This window comes from Ruegeria sediminis, from assembly GCF_005938215.1.
Lineage (GTDB): Bacteria > Pseudomonadota > Alphaproteobacteria > Rhodobacterales > Rhodobacteraceae > Ruegeria > Ruegeria sediminis.
On the sequence record NZ_VCPD01000003.1, the window covers coordinates 454,250 to 468,964 of the forward strand.

Below are 14,715 nucleotides of genomic sequence, written 5' to 3' on the forward strand. Positions count from 1 at the left end.
GAAAAAGATGAAGCCGGTCAGTCGCGGCGCGGCCGCGCGGCGATCGCCGTGCCCGCCGCATGGCCCGATGACCAGGCCCACTGGAAGTTGTAGCCGCCCAGCCAGCCGGTGACGTCCACCGCCTCGCCGATGGCGTAAAGGCCGGGGACGGACTTGACCTCCATCGTTTTCGAGGACAGCGCATCCGTGTCGATGCCGCCCAGCGTGACCTCGGCGGTGCGGTAGCCTTCGCTCCCCGAAGGCGTGACCTGCCAGGATTCCAGCGCCGCGCACAGTTCGGCCAGCCGCGCATCCGACTGGTCGGCGAGATTGCCGTCCAGGCCGAGAACGGGTTTCAGGAAGTCCACCAGCCGCGCCGGCAGATGGCGCGCCAGTTCCGTGGTCAGCGCCTTGCGGCCCGAGCTTTGGCGCTGCTCCCGCAGGATGTCGAACAGCGGCAGGCCGGGGATCAGGTTGAATAAGACCGCCTCGCCCTCGCGCCAGTAGGACGACAGCTGCAGCACCGCCGGCCCGCTGAGGCCGCGATGGGTGAACAGCAGCGCCTCGTCGAAACTGGCGCGCGCATTGCTCAGCCGCACGGGCAGCGAGACGCCGGACAGGTCCTTGAACCGCCCGTCGGAAAAGGTGAAGGGCACCAGCGCGGGCCGGGTCTCGGTCACGGCAAGACCGAACTGGCGGGCGATGTCATAGGCCAGCCCGGTCGCGCCCATCTTGGGGATCGACTTACCGCCGGCGGCCAGCACCAGGTTGGCGCAGGTGATCTGATGCCGTTTCCCTTCGCGCTCCAGGTCCAGGGCGAAGCCGGTCCCGGTGTGCCGCACCGCCTGCGCCGTGGTCGACAGCCAAAGCTCCGCCCCCGCGCGCTCCATCTCGGCCAGCAACAGCGCGACGATCTGTTTCGACGATCCGTCGCAGAACAGCTGGCCCAGCGTCTTTTCGTGCCAGGCGATGCCGTATCTGTCCACCAGCGCGATGAAATCCCACTGGGTATAGCGCGCCAGCGCCGATTTGCAGAAATGCGGGTTCTGCGACAGGAAATTCGCCGGTTCGGCGTGGATGTTGGTGAAATTGCACCGCCCGCCGCCCGAAATGCGGATCTTCTCGCCGGGTGCGCGCGCATGGTCGATCACCAGCGTACGCCCGCCGCAAAAAGCGGCGCACATCATGCCGGCGGCTCCGGCGCCAAGGATGACGGTGTCGTACCTCATGCCGCGTCAAAACACCGCCGCGCGCCCAAGCACAAGGGGGCAATGTGCGAAATGGCTTCAGAACGCCTCCAGCGCGTCACGGGCGCCGATCAGATAGGCCCGGGCCAGCGTCTCCTCTCCGACCGAGGCCACCACGGCGCAATCGCCCGCCGAGTCGCCGAAGAACGGCTCGGTCAGCACGGTCGGCTTCGACGACGCCTTCAGCGAGGATGACCCGCGCCCCGACCGGCGCCCCTTGGCGCCCCGGTTTCTCAGGCCCAGCCCGGACAGCACCGCGTCCTGCAGCGCCTCGGCCAGCAGCTTGCCCTTCCGCGAGCCGTCCCAGTACAGCATTTCCGTCCCGTGGCCGCCGCCCGCGTTGAAATGCAGCTCGATGACCGCATCCGGTCCCCAGGCGTCGATCGCGGCATAGGCTTCGGCGATTTCCTTCTCGTAGCTGGTGGATTTCTGGCGGAAGAACTGCTTCGGCTCGATCTCGTATTCCGGCGCAAGTTCGGCCAGATGGGTGTAGACCCGCTGATTGAAATGCCATTCGGACACGACCAGGCGCTCGGAAAACGCCCCCTGCGCGACCGAGTTGTGGCCGATCAGAACCGCCAGCTTGAACCTCGGGCGCGGCTGCAGTCCGCTGGTTTCCAGCAGTCCGGTGAACCCCAGATCCCCGACCTGTTCCCGCACGCGCGGCAAAAGCTGCATGATCTTGTCGAAATAGTCGGGATCCTGGGCAAATCCGTTCCGGTGCAGGTGGCCGACATAGCCCGACGGGTCATCGGCAAAGCCTTCCCAGCCGTCATACATCGGCCCGTTCGAGACGAAGGCCCAATAGCCGTCGATGAAATCCTGAAGCGAGGCGAACTTGCAGTAGGTGCCCCACCCGTCATGCGCCTGGTAATCGACCGCTTCCGCGAGGGGGCGCTGCGCATTGACCCGTGCGCGGAACTTGAGCCCGCTGAAATTCAGGTGCTCCTTGGCCAGTTCGCTCTTGCCGAAATTGGACTCTAGCGCCCATTGCGCCAGGGTGATCAGTTTCAGGGTCGGGGCGGGAATTGTCGCCTCGGCATAGGTCCGTATCAGCTTTTTCCAATTCTTGGTCATGGATGCCTCCTGAAAAACGGTCGCTGAAATGAGATCATCTTACCATAACCCGGGCCCGTTTCCGCCGATCCGGGCCTTCCGGCGGGCGAACGGGGCCAGGAATAGGGTGGCCTGAACGCGAATTTGCCTGTAGAATCGCGAACAGATCCCGAAAACGGGACGTTTACGAGGCAGAGAGTGGCGGTGGTCTCATGACTGAGATGGTGTATGGCGTGGCCCCTGACCGGGGCGGCGAACCGATCCTTCCGAAATGGTGGCGCACGATCGACAAATGGACGATGTCCTGCGTCCTGATCCTGTTCGTCATCGGATTGCTTCTGGGGCTGGCTTCGTCGCCGCCGCTGGCGGCGCGCAACGGGTTCGAGCCGTTCCACTACGTCGAGCGTCAGGCGCTGTTCGGCGGGCTGGCGCTGATCGCGATGCTGCTGACCTCGATGATGTCGCCGACGCTGGTCCGGCGGCTGGCGGTGCTGGGTTTCCTCGCCTCCTTCGTGGCGCTGGCCTTCCTGCCCGTCTTCGGCACCGATTTCGGCAAGGGCGCGGTGCGCTGGTATTCGCTGGGCTTCGCCTCGCTGCAGCCGTCCGAGTTCCTCAAGCCCGGCTTCGTCGTCGTTTCGGCCTGGCTCTTCGCCGCCGCGCACGAGATCAACGGACCGCCGGGCCGCCTGTGGTCCTTCGCGCTCTGCATGGCGATCGTCGCCATGCTGGTGATGCAGCCCGATTTCGGGCAGGCCTGCCTGGTGCTGTTCGGCTGGGGCGTAATGTATTTCGTGGCCGGCGCGCCGATGGTCCTGCTCCTGGGCATGGCGGGGGTCGTCGTGCTGGGCGGGATGCTGGCCTATTCCAACTCGGATCACTTCGCGCGCCGCATCGACGGCTTCCTGAATCCCGACGTGGATCCGACCACCCAGCTCGGCTACGCCACCAACGCCATCCGCGAGGGCGGCCTGTTCGGCGTCGGCGTCGGCGAGGGGCAGGTGAAATGGTCGCTGCCCGACGCGCACACCGATTTCATCATCGCGGTCGCCGCCGAGGAATACGGCCTGATCCTGGTGCTGATCATCATCGCGCTCTACTCGCTGATCGTGGTGCGCTCGCTGCTGCGGCTGATGCGCGAGCGGGACATGTTCATCCGCCTTTCCGGCACCGGCCTTGCCTGCATGTTCGGCGTGCAGGCGATGATCAACATGGGCGTCGCGGTGCGCCTGCTGCCCGCCAAAGGCATGACCCTGCCGTTCGTCAGTTACGGCGGCTCGTCCCTGATCGCGGGCGGCATCGCGGTGGGGATGCTCCTGGCCTTTACCCGCACCCGCCCGCAGGGCGAGCTTGGGGACATTCTGCGCGGACGGGGGTGATGGGACAACCGTATCTCCTGATCGCCGCGGGCGGCACCGGCGGGCACATGTTCCCGGCCCAGGCACTGGCCGAGACGATGCTCAGGCGCGGCTGGCGGGTGCGCCTGTCCACCGATGCGCGCGGCGCGCGCTACACCGGCGGGTTTCCCCATTCGACCGAGATCGCCCAGGTCGCGTCGGCCACCTTCTCGCGCGGCGGGCTGGCGGGCAAGGCGATGGCGGGTCCGGTGATCGCGGGCGGCGTGACCAGCATGGCCTGGCAGATGCTGCGCGACAGGCCCGATGTCGTCGTGGGCTTCGGCGGCTATCCCTCGATCCCGGCGCTCGGGGCGGCGACGCTGCTGGGCGTGCCGCGCATGATCCATGAACAGAACGGGGTGCTGGGCCAGGTGAACCAGATGTTCGCGACCCGGGTGGCGCAGGTCGCCTGCGGCGTCTGGCCGACCGACCTGCCCGAAGGCGCGCGGGGCGTCCATGTCGGCAACCCGGTCCGCGCCGCCGTGCTGGAACGGGCCGCGGCGCCCTACATCCCGCCCGGCGACTATCCGATGTCGGTTCTGGTGATGGGCGGCAGCCAGGGCGCGCGCATCCTCAGCGACGTGGTGCCCGGCGCGATCGCCGCCCTTCCCGACGACCTGCGCCGGCACATCCGCGTGTCGCACCAGGCCCGCGACGAGGATGGCGAGCGGGTGGCGGCCTACTACTCGGAACACGGCGTCCTCGCCGAGGTCGAGCCCTTCTTCCACGACGTGCCCCGGCGCATGTCCGAGGCGCAGCTGGTGATCAGCCGCTCGGGCGCTTCCAGCGTGGCCGACATCTCGGTGATCGGCCGGCCGTCGGTCCTGATTCCCTACGCGGTGGCCGCCGGCGATCACCAGACCGCCAATGCGCGGGGGCTGGTGCAGGCCGGCGCCGCCATCATGATCCCGGAAAGCGCCCTTGACGTTTCCTCTCTGGCAGAGCAAATCACCACGATTCTGACCAACCCCAAAGCCGCGCAGACGATGGCCCGCGCAGCCCTGTCGGTAGGAGTTCCCGACGCGACCGAGCGTCTGGCGGCCCTTGTCGAAGGTCTGGCGCAAAAGGAGACCGCATGACCCCCGCAACCAAGCTGCCCCAGGACGTAGGCCCCATCCACTTTGTCGGTATTGGCGGCATCGGCATGTCCGGCATCGCCGAGGTGCTGCTGAACCTGGGCTACCAGGTGCAGGGATCGGACCTCAAGGCGTCGAAGATCACCGAGCGCCTGGCCAAGCTGGGCGCCAGGATCTTCATCGGGCAAAGCGCCGAGAACCTGGAAGGCGCCGAGGTGGTGGTGGTCTCGACCGCGATCAAGCCCGGCAACCCGGAGCTGGACGGCGCGCGAGCCCGCGGCCTGCCGGTGGTGCGGCGCGCAGACATGCTGGCCGAACTGATGCGGCTGAAATCCAACATCGCCATCGCCGGCACCCACGGCAAGACGACCACGACGACGATGATGGCCGAACTGATGGTGGCCGGCGACTTCGACCCCACCGTCATCAACGGCGGCATCATCCACGCCTACGGCTCGAACGCGCGGATGGGGCAGGGCGAGTGGATGGTGGTCGAGGCCGACGAATCCGACGGCTCGTTCAACCGCCTCCCCGCGACCATCGCGATCGTCACCAACATCGACCCCGAGCACATGGAGCATTGGGGCGATTTCGAACGCCTGCGCGCGGGATTCCACGAATTCGTCACCAACATCCCGTTCTACGGCCTTGCCGTCTGCTGCACCGACCATCCCGAGGTGCAGGCGCTGGTGGGCCGGATCACCGACCGCCGCGTTCGCACCTACGGATTCAACGCGCAGGCCGACGTGCGGGCGGTGAACCTGTCCTACAAGGGCGGCGTCGCGCATTTCGACATCCACCTGCAGCACGAGGACAGGGTGATCGAGGGCTGCACCCTGCCGATGCCCGGCGACCACAACGTCTCGAACGCGCTCTCCGCCGTCGCCGTGGCCCGTCATCTGGGCATGAAGGCCGCCGAGATCCGCGAGGCGCTGGCGAATTTCGGCGGCGTCAACCGCCGCTTCACCAAGGTGGGCGAGGTGAACGGCGTCACCATCATCGACGATTACGGCCACCACCCGGTCGAGATCGCCGCCGTCCTCAAGGCTGCCCGGCAAGCCAGCGAGGGCCGCGTGATCGCCGTGCACCAGCCGCACCGCTACACCCGCCTGTCGAACCTGTTCGACGATTTCTGCACCTGCTTCAACGACGCCGATGTCGTGGGCATCGCCGAGGTCTACGCGGCCGGCGAGGACCCGATCGAAGGCGCCGGCCGCGACGACCTGGTGGCCGGTCTGGTCCGCCACGGCCACCGCCACGCCCGCGCCATCCACGACGAGGACGAGCTCGAGCGCCTGGTGCGCGAGCAGGCGCATCCCGGCGATCTGGTCGTCTGTCTGGGGGCGGGGACCATCAGCACCTGGGCCAACAACCTGCCCGGACGGCTGAAACCGGCCTGAACCATCCCCGAATCGCACCGAAACACCCCGGCAACCGGCACCCGGCGGACGATGCCGCCTGGTCGCCCGGCGAATACCCCGGCGCGCGCCGTGAGGCCGTTTTGACGACCGTGTTGAGCGTTTTTGCTCTGGTCAACCACACGTTGATCCGGCAGAAGGGACAGGATGCTATGGCCCGTATCGCGGTTCCCGTTCCGGGCCTTGTTCCGCCCCTGATGACGCAGCCCGTCGCAACAGGAGGAATGCCGTGAGCCTGCCCGTCGCCCTCGCCGTGGCCTGGGTCTTCGCCGCGACTTTCGTGGCCTTTCTGCCAATGCGCCGGCAATTCCTGCCGGGCAGCCTTTTGCTGTTGGCGGCGCCCGTCCTGATCGGGTTTCTCGGCTATCAGCACGGCTGGCTCGCCGCGGCCGGGGCGCTGGCCGCCTTCCTGTCGATGTTCCGCAACCCGCTGCGCCATTTCTGGCGCAAATGGCGCGGAAACCATGAGGGGGCCGGGACGGAATGACCACCTCGCTCATCCTCGCCTGCGTCTGGGCCATTGCCGCCAACGTGCTGGCGATGACGCCCAGCCGCGACAACCACTGGACCAACGCCTATGTCCTGATCGCCATCGGCATTCCGCTGCTTGGTTACGTCACCTACCAGAACGGACCGTGGATCGGCCTGCTGACGCTGGCCGCCGGCATGTCCGTGCTGCGCTGGCCGGTGATTTACCTGACCCGTTGGACAAAGTCGAAAATGCAGGGCAAGAAGGCTTCCGAAAAGTAACTCGGATGATTTCGGAGGTTCCGCCATGGGCAACATCGCCACTCTCTTCTACATGCCCCTGGTGGCGCTGGTCGTCGGTGCGATCGCCGGATTCGTCGCGGGGCGCTGGCTGGGCCTGCGCGGCCTGCTGTGGCTGATCGGGCTGACCTCGTTCGCGGCGCTGGTCCTGATCGTCATTCTGGCCACCATCGGCCGAGGCGAAGAAGAACAGGCGTTCGGACCCTTCATCTGGCTGACCGGCGGCGTCCTGCCCTTCCTGTTCTCGGTGATCATGGGCGGCGTTGGCGGGCGCAGCCTCGCCTCGCGGTCGGACGCATGAGCCACCTGCCGACCGTCCGGGGGCGGCTCACCGAACGGCGCGAGCTTTCGGAACTGACCTGGCTGCGCGTGGGCGGCCCGGCGGACTGGCTGTTCCAGCCCGCCGACGTGGACGACCTGCGCCAGTTCCTGCGCGATTTGCCGCAGGACATGCCGGTCTTTCCGATGGGCGTCGGCTCCAACCTCATCGTCCGCGACGGCGGGCTGCGCGCTGTGGTGATCCGGCTCGGGCGCGGCTTCAACGACATCTCCGTCGAAGGAACGCGCGTCACCGCCGGGGCGGCGGCGCTGGATGCGCATGTGGCGCGCAAGGCCGCCGATGCCGGGGTGGACCTGACCTTCCTGCGCACCATCCCCGGCTCGATCGGCGGCGCGGTGCGCATGAACGCGGGCTGCTACGGCAGCTATGTCGCCGACGTGTTCCGCTCGGCCAGCATCGTCACGCGCACGGGGGAACTGCGCGAGCTTGCGGCCAAGGACCTGAATTTCGCCTACCGGCACACCGATTTCCCTGAGGGCGCCGTGCTGGTCTCGGCCACCTTCGAAGGCTCTGCCGGAGACCCGGAGAGCCTCAATTCCCGCATGGAAGCGCAGCTGAAAAAGCGCGATGAAACCCAGCCCACGAGGGACCGCAGCGCCGGTTCGACCTTCCGCAACCCGGCCGGATACTCCTCGACCGGGCGCGAGGACGACGTACACGACCTGAAGGCCTGGAAGGTGATCGACGAAGCCGGAATGCGCGGCGCCCGCCGCGGCGGCGCGCAGATGAGCGAAAAGCACTCGAACTTCCTGATCAACGCCGGCGGCGCGACCGCCGCCGACCTCGAAGGTCTGGGCGAGGACGTGCGAAAAAAGGTTTACGAAACAAGCGGCATCACGCTAGAGTGGGAAATCATGCGGGTCGGTGATCCGCTGACAGATTAAAGCCCCGACCGTCAGACCAAAACAGGCAAATTCAGGCGACGGATCAAAGGCATAACGAAACACGGGCCACAGCATAAGGTCCGGGGACATTGAGGCGCACGAAGGTGGGTAAGTCGAGCAGGACAACCCCCAAAGTGGCGGTATTGATGGGTGGACCCTCGAAGGAACGCGAGGTCTCGCTCAGCAGCGGGCGCGGATGCGCAGCCGCCCTCAGGGGAGAAGGCTATGAGGTGGTCGAGCTGGATGCCGGCCCCGACCTCTGCGCGCGCCTGGCCGAGTTGAAGCCCGACGTGATCCTGAACGCCCTGCATGGCCGCTGGGGCGAGGACGGCTGCGTCCAGGGCATGCTCGAATGGCTGGGTCTGCCCTATACCCATTCCGGCGTGCTGGCCTCGGCGCTGGCGATGGACAAGCAGCGCAGCAAGGCCGCCTTCCAGGCGGCGGGCCTGCCGGTGGCGCAGAGCGTGATCGTGACCAAGTCCGATGCCATGACCGCGCATGTGATGGCGCCGCCCTATGTGGTCAAGCCGAACAACGAAGGCTCCAGCGTCGGCATCTACATCGTGCACGAAAGCGCCAACGCGCCGCCGCAGCTCTCCGAGGACATGCCCGAGCAGGTGATGGTCGAGCAATACGTGGCCGGGCGCGAACTGACCACCACCGTCGTCGGGGACCGTGCGCTGACGGTGACCGAGATCCTGACCGATGGCTGGTACGACTACGACGCCAAGTACAAGCCCGGCGGCTCGCGCCACGTGGTCCCCGCCGAGATCCCGGCCGACATTTTCGACCTGTGCATGGACTACGCCCTGCGCGCGCACGAGGCGCTGGGATGCCGAGGCGTCAGCCGCACCGATTTCCGCTGGGACGAGGCGCGCGGCGCCGATGGGCTGTTCCTGCTCGAGACCAACACCCAGCCCGGCATGACGCCGACCTCGCTGGTGCCCGAACAGGCGGGCAAGCTGGGCATGAGCTTTGGCGAGCTTTGCGTCTGGATGGTGGAGGATGCGTCATGCAACCGGTGAACGACCATCACGCCCTGATCGCCTACCGGGAAAAGCCGCTGGCCGGACCGGACGCGGAATTCGACAGCGCCGACGCGGGGCCCGCCGCCGCCGAACCTAGGCTGCGCCTCAAGGGCCGCAGACTGCTTGGCCGCGGGGCCCGCAAGGCCGATCCCGCGCCCTCGCGCCTCAGCTACCGCTTCCAGCGCTGGATGCTGACCCCCGGCATCCGGCTTGGTCTGCGGATCGGGGTGCCGTTCTGCCTGGCCCTGCTGGCGGGCGGCATCTTCTTCGCGGACCAGAAACGGCGCGACGCCCTGAACATCTTCGTTTCGGACATCCGCACCTCGATCCAGGAGCGCCCGGAATTCATGGTCAACCTGATGGCCGTCGACGGCGCCGGGCCCGGCCTGTCCGAGGACATCCGCGAGGTGGTGCCGCTGGATTTCCCGATCAGCTCCTTTGATCTGGACGTCGATCAGGTCCGCGACACCATCTCGGGGCTCGATCCGGTGAAATCGGCCAGCGTCCGCATCAAGCCGGGCGGCATCCTGCAGGTAGACGTGGTCGAGCGCCAGCCGGTCGTGGTCTGGCGCACCCAGGACGGGATCGAACTGCTGGACGAAACCGGCGCGCATGTGGCCGACCTGGCGTCGCGCGCCGACCGGCCGGATCTGCCCCTGATCGCGGGCGACGGCGCGGATGAACATGTCGGCGAGGCCCTCGCGCTCATGCGCGCCGCGCGCGGCCTCGGGGACCGGGTGCGCGGCGTGGTCCGAATCGGTGACCGCCGCTGGGATCTGGTCCTCGACCGCAGGCAGCGCATCATGCTGCCGACCGAACGGCCGGTGCAGGCGCTGGAACGGGTGCTGGCCGTCAGCGAGGTGCAGGACCTGCTCGAGCGCGACGTGGCCGTGGTGGACATGCGCCTCGGCATGCGCCCGACGATACGAATGACCGAAGCCGCCAGCGAAGAATGGTGGAGCACAAGAATGACGAAAACCGGGAACGGGCAGTAGAGCAATGATGACGGACATCTATCAGTCTCAACGGGCAATGCGGCAGATGCGCCGCCAGGCGATGCAACGCGGCGTGGTGGCCATTCTGGATGTCGGCAGTTCCAAGATCGCGTGTCTGGTGCTGCGGTTCGACGGGACCGGGCGGCTGAGCGACGACAACTCGATCGGGTCGATGGCGGGCCAGACCGGCTTTCGCGTGATCGGCGCCGCCACCACCCGTTCGCGCGGAGTGCAGTTCGGCGAGGTCTCCGCGATGCAGGAGACCGAGCGCGCCATCCGCACCGCCCTGCAGGCGGCGCAGAAGATGGCCGAGATCCGCGTCGATCACGTCATCGCCTGTTTCTCGGGGGCCAATCCCCGCTCCTATGGTTTGGACGCCGAGGTGGATCTGGAAGACCAGCTCGTGACCGAGGCCGAAATCGGGCGCGTCCTGAACGCCTGCGAGCTTCCCGATTACGGCACGGGCCGCGAGGTGCTGCACGCCCAGCCGGTGAACTTCGCCCTCGACAACCGCTCGGGCCTCATCGACCCGCGCGGGCAATTGGGGCAGACGCTGGCCGTGGACATGCACATGCTGACCGTGGACGCGGTGGCGATCCAGAACATCGTGCATTGCATCAAGCGGTGCGACCTGGAACTCGCCGGCATCGCCAACTCGGCCTATGTCTCCGGCATCTCGGCGCTGGTCGAGGATGAACAGGAACTGGGCGCGGCCTGCATCGACATGGGCGGCGGCACGACCAGCGTGTCGATCTTCATGAAAAAGCACATGATCTACGCCGACTGCGTCCGCATGGGCGGCGATCACGTGACCAGCGACATCTCGATGGGCCTGGGGGTTCCGACCGCCGTGGCCGAACGCATCAAGACCTTCAGCGGCGGCGTCCACGCCACCGGGGCCGACGACCGCGACCTGATCGACATCGGCGGCGACACCGGAGACTGGGAGCATGACCGCCGCACCGTCAGCCGCGCCGAACTGATCGGCATCATGCGCCCGCGCGTCGAGGAGATCCTCGAAGAGGTGCGCGCCCGTCTCGACGCCGCCGGCTTCGACCACATGCCCAGCCAGCAGATCGTGCTGACCGGCGGCGCAAGCCAGGTGATGGGGCTCGACGGGCTGGCCAGCCGCATCCTGGGCCAGCGCGTCCGCCTCGGTCGCCCCCTGCGCGTTCACGGCCTGCCGCAATCCGCGACGGGGCCGGGCTTTTCCTCGGCGGTGGGGCTGTGCCTCTTTGCCGCGCATCCACAGGACGAATGGTGGGACTTCGAGATCCCGGTCGACAACTATCCCGGCCGCTCGTTCACGCGCGCGGTGAAATGGTTCAAGGACAACTGGTAAGGCCGGCAGCGGCCTTTCCCTTGAAATCAGGCGCAAATTTTCCGATTTGCGCGGTGACAGCGACGAAGGGCCGTGTTACGGTCCCGATCAGCATCCGAAGAAGAGGTGCGCATCAAGGGTCGAGCAGACCTGCAAAGACGACGATCCGGCCTTTCCCCGCAACCCTGCGCTGCGGGCCCTCATCGTGTTGTGTCGCCATGCGCCAGACTACGCAACATATGCCCGGTTCGGCGAAATGCCGCGGGCAAAGGCGCATTTTCTTCCATATTTTGTGGCGATTTTGCGTTTTTGACGTGACGTTTGCCAATTCGGCTTGTAGGATTGGCTGTGGATAGGCAAGAAAATCCCGCATTGGCGGACATATAACTAACAGGCGGACAGAGCATGACATTGAATCTTTCGATGCCCGGGCAGGATGAACTAAAGCCTCGGATTACCGTATTTGGCGTTGGCGGCGCAGGCGGCAATGCCGTCAACAACATGATTGAAAAACAACTCGACGGCGTCGATTTCGTGGTCGCGAACACCGACGCGCAGGCGTTGCAGCAAAGCCGCTCGCAGTCGCGGGTGCAGCTTGGCATCAAGGTGACCGAAGGGCTGGGCGCCGGGGCGCGCGCCTCGGTCGGCGCCGCCGCCGCCGAGGAAAGCATCGAACAGATCGTGGATCACCTGGCCGGGGCGCATATGTGCTTCATCACCGCCGGCATGGGCGGCGGCACCGGCACCGGCGCCGCGCCGATCATAGCGCAGGCAGCGCGCGAGCTTGGCGTGCTGACCGTCGGCGTCGTGACCAAACCCTTCCAGTTCGAAGGCGCCAAGCGGATGCGCCAGGCCGAAGAGGGCGTCGAGGCGCTGCAAAAGGTCGTCGACACGCTCATCATCATCCCGAACCAGAACCTGTTCCGCCTGGCCAACGAAAAGACCACCTTCACCGAGGCGTTCTCGATGGCCGACGACGTTCTCTACCAGGGCGTCAAGGGCGTCACCGACCTGATGGTGCGCCCGGGCCTCATCAACCTCGACTTCGCCGACGTGCGCGCGGTCATGGACGAGATGGGCAAGGCCATGATGGGCACCGGCGAGGCCGAGGGCGAGGATCGCGCCGTGCAGGCCGCCGAAAAGGCGATCGCGAACCCGCTTCTGGACGAAATCAGCCTTAAGGGCGCCAAGGGCGTTCTCATCAACATCACCGGCTCGCACGACCTGACCCTGTTCGAACTGGACGAAGCCGCCAACCGCATCCGCGAAGAGGTGGATCCGGACGCGAACATCATCGTCGGCTCGACGCTGGACACCGACATGCAGGGCATGATGCGCGTCTCCGTGGTGGCCACGGGCATCGACGCCACCGAGGTTCAGGCCGACATCCCGGTCCCCCGCCGCTCGATGTCGTCGCCGCTGACCCGCAAGGTTTCGGCCGAAGAGGCCGAGGTTGAGCCGGCCCCGGCTCCGGCCCCCGCGCCGGTGGCCGCGGCTGAACCGGTCGCGGCGCCCGCCGCCCGGGCCGAGCGCGAGCCCTCGCTGTTCGAGGACATCGACACCGTCGAAGCGGCGCGGGCCGAGCGGAACGAGGATGTCTTCCAGCGCGACGAACCCGAAGTCTCGGACGATGACGGCCTGCCGCAGCCGGTCTACCAGCCCCGCGTCGCCGAGTTCGAACCGAACCCGGACGCGTTCGAAACCTCGGCCGAGTCTTTCGTCGCCCCCAGGGCTCCGTCGCCCGGAACGCCGTCGCCCGAGGCCCTGCGGCGCTTGCAGGCCGCGGTGCAGAAAGTGCCCTCCCAGCAGCCGCGCCCGGCGGCCGCTCCGGTCCAGCAAAGGCAACCGCAGCAGGCGCAGGAAAAGCCGCGCTTCGGCTTCAACCGGCTGATCGACCGCATGACCGGACACGCCCCGGATACCCCGGCCCAGCCGGTTCGCCAGCAACCGACCATGCGCCAGCATGACGCTACGGCACCCGCCCGCGACGAGGTCGAGCCCGAGCAGGACAAGATCGAAATCCCCGCTTTCCTGCGGCGCCAGGCCAACTGAAAGCGGTAACATTATGGTCAGAAGGGGTCGCCTCCGGGCGGCCCTTTTCCGTTTCCGGACAATGGTTTCGCAGGGTATGAGCAGGGTTTTGCCGAACTGTTACATACATGTTTCATTCGGTTACAAAGAGTGAATTGTGCCCGGCGCTCCGGTAACTTACCTGAGTGTCCAACACAGCCCGTTGAGGCTGGACACGGCTCGCAGAGGCTCACGTTGCAACACACGCTCAAATCCCCGGTCAGCTTCAAAGGCGTCGGCTTGCACAGCGGCAAGCCCGCAACAATGGTTCTGCGCCCGGCCGCCGCCGGTCACGGAATCTGGTTCAAGCGGACCGACATCGAGCTTGGCAACGTCCTCATCCCCGCAATCTACGACGCGGTCGAGCGCACGCCGCTCTGCACCCGTCTTTTCAACGATGCCGGCGTATCGGTGTCGACGATCGAGCATATCATGGCGGCCCTTGCCGGCTGCGGCATTCACAACGCCCTGGTCGAGCTTGACGGGCCCGAGGTTCCGATCATGGACGGCTCCTCGGTGGCCTTCGTACGCGGCATCATGGCCCGCGGCGTACGGCAGCAGGCCGCGCCGGTGCTGGCCTACGAAGTGCTTCAGCCCGTGACCGTCGAGCGCGAAGGCGCCAGGGCGTCGCTGTTGCCCTCCGACGGGCTGCAGATCGAATTCCACATCGATTTCGAGGACGCCGCCATCGGCCGTCAAAGCATGGTGCTGGACATGCGCAACGGCTCTTTCGCCCGCGAACTCAGCGACTGCCGCACCTTCTGCCGCCGGTCCGACGTCGAGGCGATGCGCGAAAACGGCCTGGCCCTGGGCGGCTCGCTCAACAACGCCGTCGTCGTGCAGGGCGATCAGGTCCTGACCCCCGGCGGATTCCGCCGCGCGAACGAGGCGGTGCGCCACAAGATGCTCGACGCCCTAGGCGATCTCTACCTGGCGGGCGGCCCGATCCTCGGGCGCTACGTGGGCGAGAAATCCGGCCATTCGATGACCAACACCCTGCTGCGCAAGCTGTTCGAGACGCCGGGCGCGGTGCGCCCCGTCCTGTGCACGCCGGAACAGGCGGCGCGTCTTCCCGGACAAGGGTTGGTCTGGGGCGAAATTCCCGCAGTTGCATGAACCCGCCTCGGCAGGCCGCGAGT

14 protein-coding genes are annotated in these 14,715 nt (G+C 66.9%); 12 read left to right on the plus strand and 2 right to left on the minus strand.

The window, feature by feature from the left end:
* Positions 1-17: 17 nt before the first annotated feature.
* Together FGK63_RS10705 and FGK63_RS10710 are read right to left on the minus strand one after the other, a co-directional pair.
* A complete protein-coding gene (locus FGK63_RS10705) occupies positions 18-1,208 on the minus strand; it encodes a BaiN/RdsA family NAD(P)/FAD-dependent oxidoreductase (protein ID WP_138841991.1) in 1,191 nt (396 codons plus the stop codon).
* 57 nt (positions 1,209-1,265) lie between these two features.
* Complete coding sequence (locus FGK63_RS10710; protein ID WP_138841993.1) at positions 1,266-2,303, minus strand: glucosaminidase domain-containing protein; 1,038 nt, start codon at positions 2,301-2,303, stop codon at positions 1,266-1,268.
* Between the two features lie 191 nt (positions 2,304-2,494).
* On the opposite strand from FGK63_RS10710, the gene ftsW reads away from it, so the two are divergent.
* The 12 genes from ftsW to lpxC all read left to right on the plus strand — a co-directional run bounded on the left by ftsW (position 2,495) and on the right by lpxC (position 14,692).
* Entirely contained in the window at positions 2,495-3,658 is a 1,164-nt protein-coding gene (gene ftsW / locus FGK63_RS10715; protein ID WP_138841995.1) for a putative lipid II flippase FtsW, read from the plus strand.
* Positions 3,658-4,755, plus strand: a complete 1,098-nt coding sequence (locus FGK63_RS10720) for a UDP-N-acetylglucosamine--N-acetylmuramyl-(pentapeptide) pyrophosphoryl-undecaprenol N-acetylglucosamine transferase (RefSeq protein WP_138841997.1) — start codon at positions 3,658-3,660, stop codon at positions 4,753-4,755. Before ftsW ends, FGK63_RS10720 begins: the two co-directional genes overlap by 1 nt.
* A complete protein-coding gene (gene murC / locus FGK63_RS10725) occupies positions 4,752-6,152 on the plus strand; it encodes a UDP-N-acetylmuramate--L-alanine ligase (RefSeq protein WP_138841999.1) in 1,401 nt (466 codons plus the stop codon). Before FGK63_RS10720 ends, murC begins: the two co-directional genes overlap by 4 nt.
* Before the next feature lie 247 nt (positions 6,153-6,399).
* A complete protein-coding gene (locus FGK63_RS10730) occupies positions 6,400-6,657 on the plus strand; it encodes a DUF2484 family protein (RefSeq protein WP_138842001.1) in 258 nt (85 codons plus the stop codon).
* Positions 6,654-6,920, plus strand: coding sequence for a DUF2484 family protein (locus tag FGK63_RS10735; RefSeq protein ID WP_138842003.1), 267 nt, complete (start codon positions 6,654-6,656; stop codon positions 6,918-6,920). The genes FGK63_RS10730 and FGK63_RS10735 overlap by 4 nt, the downstream gene beginning before the upstream one ends.
* A gap of 25 nt (positions 6,921-6,945) precedes the next feature.
* Positions 6,946-7,239: a hypothetical protein gene (locus FGK63_RS10740; protein ID WP_138842005.1), complete on the plus strand. Its 294-nt coding sequence runs from the start codon at positions 6,946-6,948 to the stop codon at positions 7,237-7,239.
* A complete protein-coding gene (gene murB, locus FGK63_RS10745) occupies positions 7,236-8,162 on the plus strand; it encodes a UDP-N-acetylmuramate dehydrogenase (RefSeq protein ID WP_138842007.1) in 927 nt (308 codons plus the stop codon). The genes FGK63_RS10740 and murB overlap by 4 nt, the downstream gene beginning before the upstream one ends.
* A 104-nt stretch (positions 8,163-8,266) precedes the next feature.
* Positions 8,267-9,187 (plus strand): D-alanine--D-alanine ligase, encoded by a 921-nt coding sequence (locus FGK63_RS10750; protein ID WP_138842009.1) that lies wholly within the window; start codon positions 8,267-8,269, stop codon positions 9,185-9,187.
* The gene (locus tag FGK63_RS10755) at positions 9,175-10,185 is read left to right on the plus strand and encodes a cell division protein FtsQ/DivIB (RefSeq protein ID WP_138842012.1); all 1,011 of its coding nucleotides are present in this window, start codon (positions 9,175-9,177) and stop codon (positions 10,183-10,185) included. Before FGK63_RS10750 ends, FGK63_RS10755 begins: the two co-directional genes overlap by 13 nt.
* Positions 10,186-10,192: 7 nt before the next feature.
* On the plus strand, positions 10,193-11,527 hold the full coding sequence (ftsA, locus tag FGK63_RS10760) for a cell division protein FtsA (protein WP_138842014.1): 1,335 nt from the start codon (positions 10,193-10,195) through the stop codon (positions 11,525-11,527).
* Positions 11,528-11,911: 384 nt separating this feature from the next.
* Positions 11,912-13,558, plus strand: coding sequence for a cell division protein FtsZ (gene ftsZ, locus FGK63_RS10765; RefSeq protein WP_138842016.1), 1,647 nt, complete (start codon positions 11,912-11,914; stop codon positions 13,556-13,558).
* 213 nt (positions 13,559-13,771) lie between these two features.
* Positions 13,772-14,692 (plus strand): UDP-3-O-acyl-N-acetylglucosamine deacetylase, encoded by a 921-nt coding sequence (gene lpxC, locus FGK63_RS10770; RefSeq protein ID WP_138842018.1) that lies wholly within the window; start codon positions 13,772-13,774, stop codon positions 14,690-14,692.
* Positions 14,693-14,715: the final 23 nt, after the last annotated feature.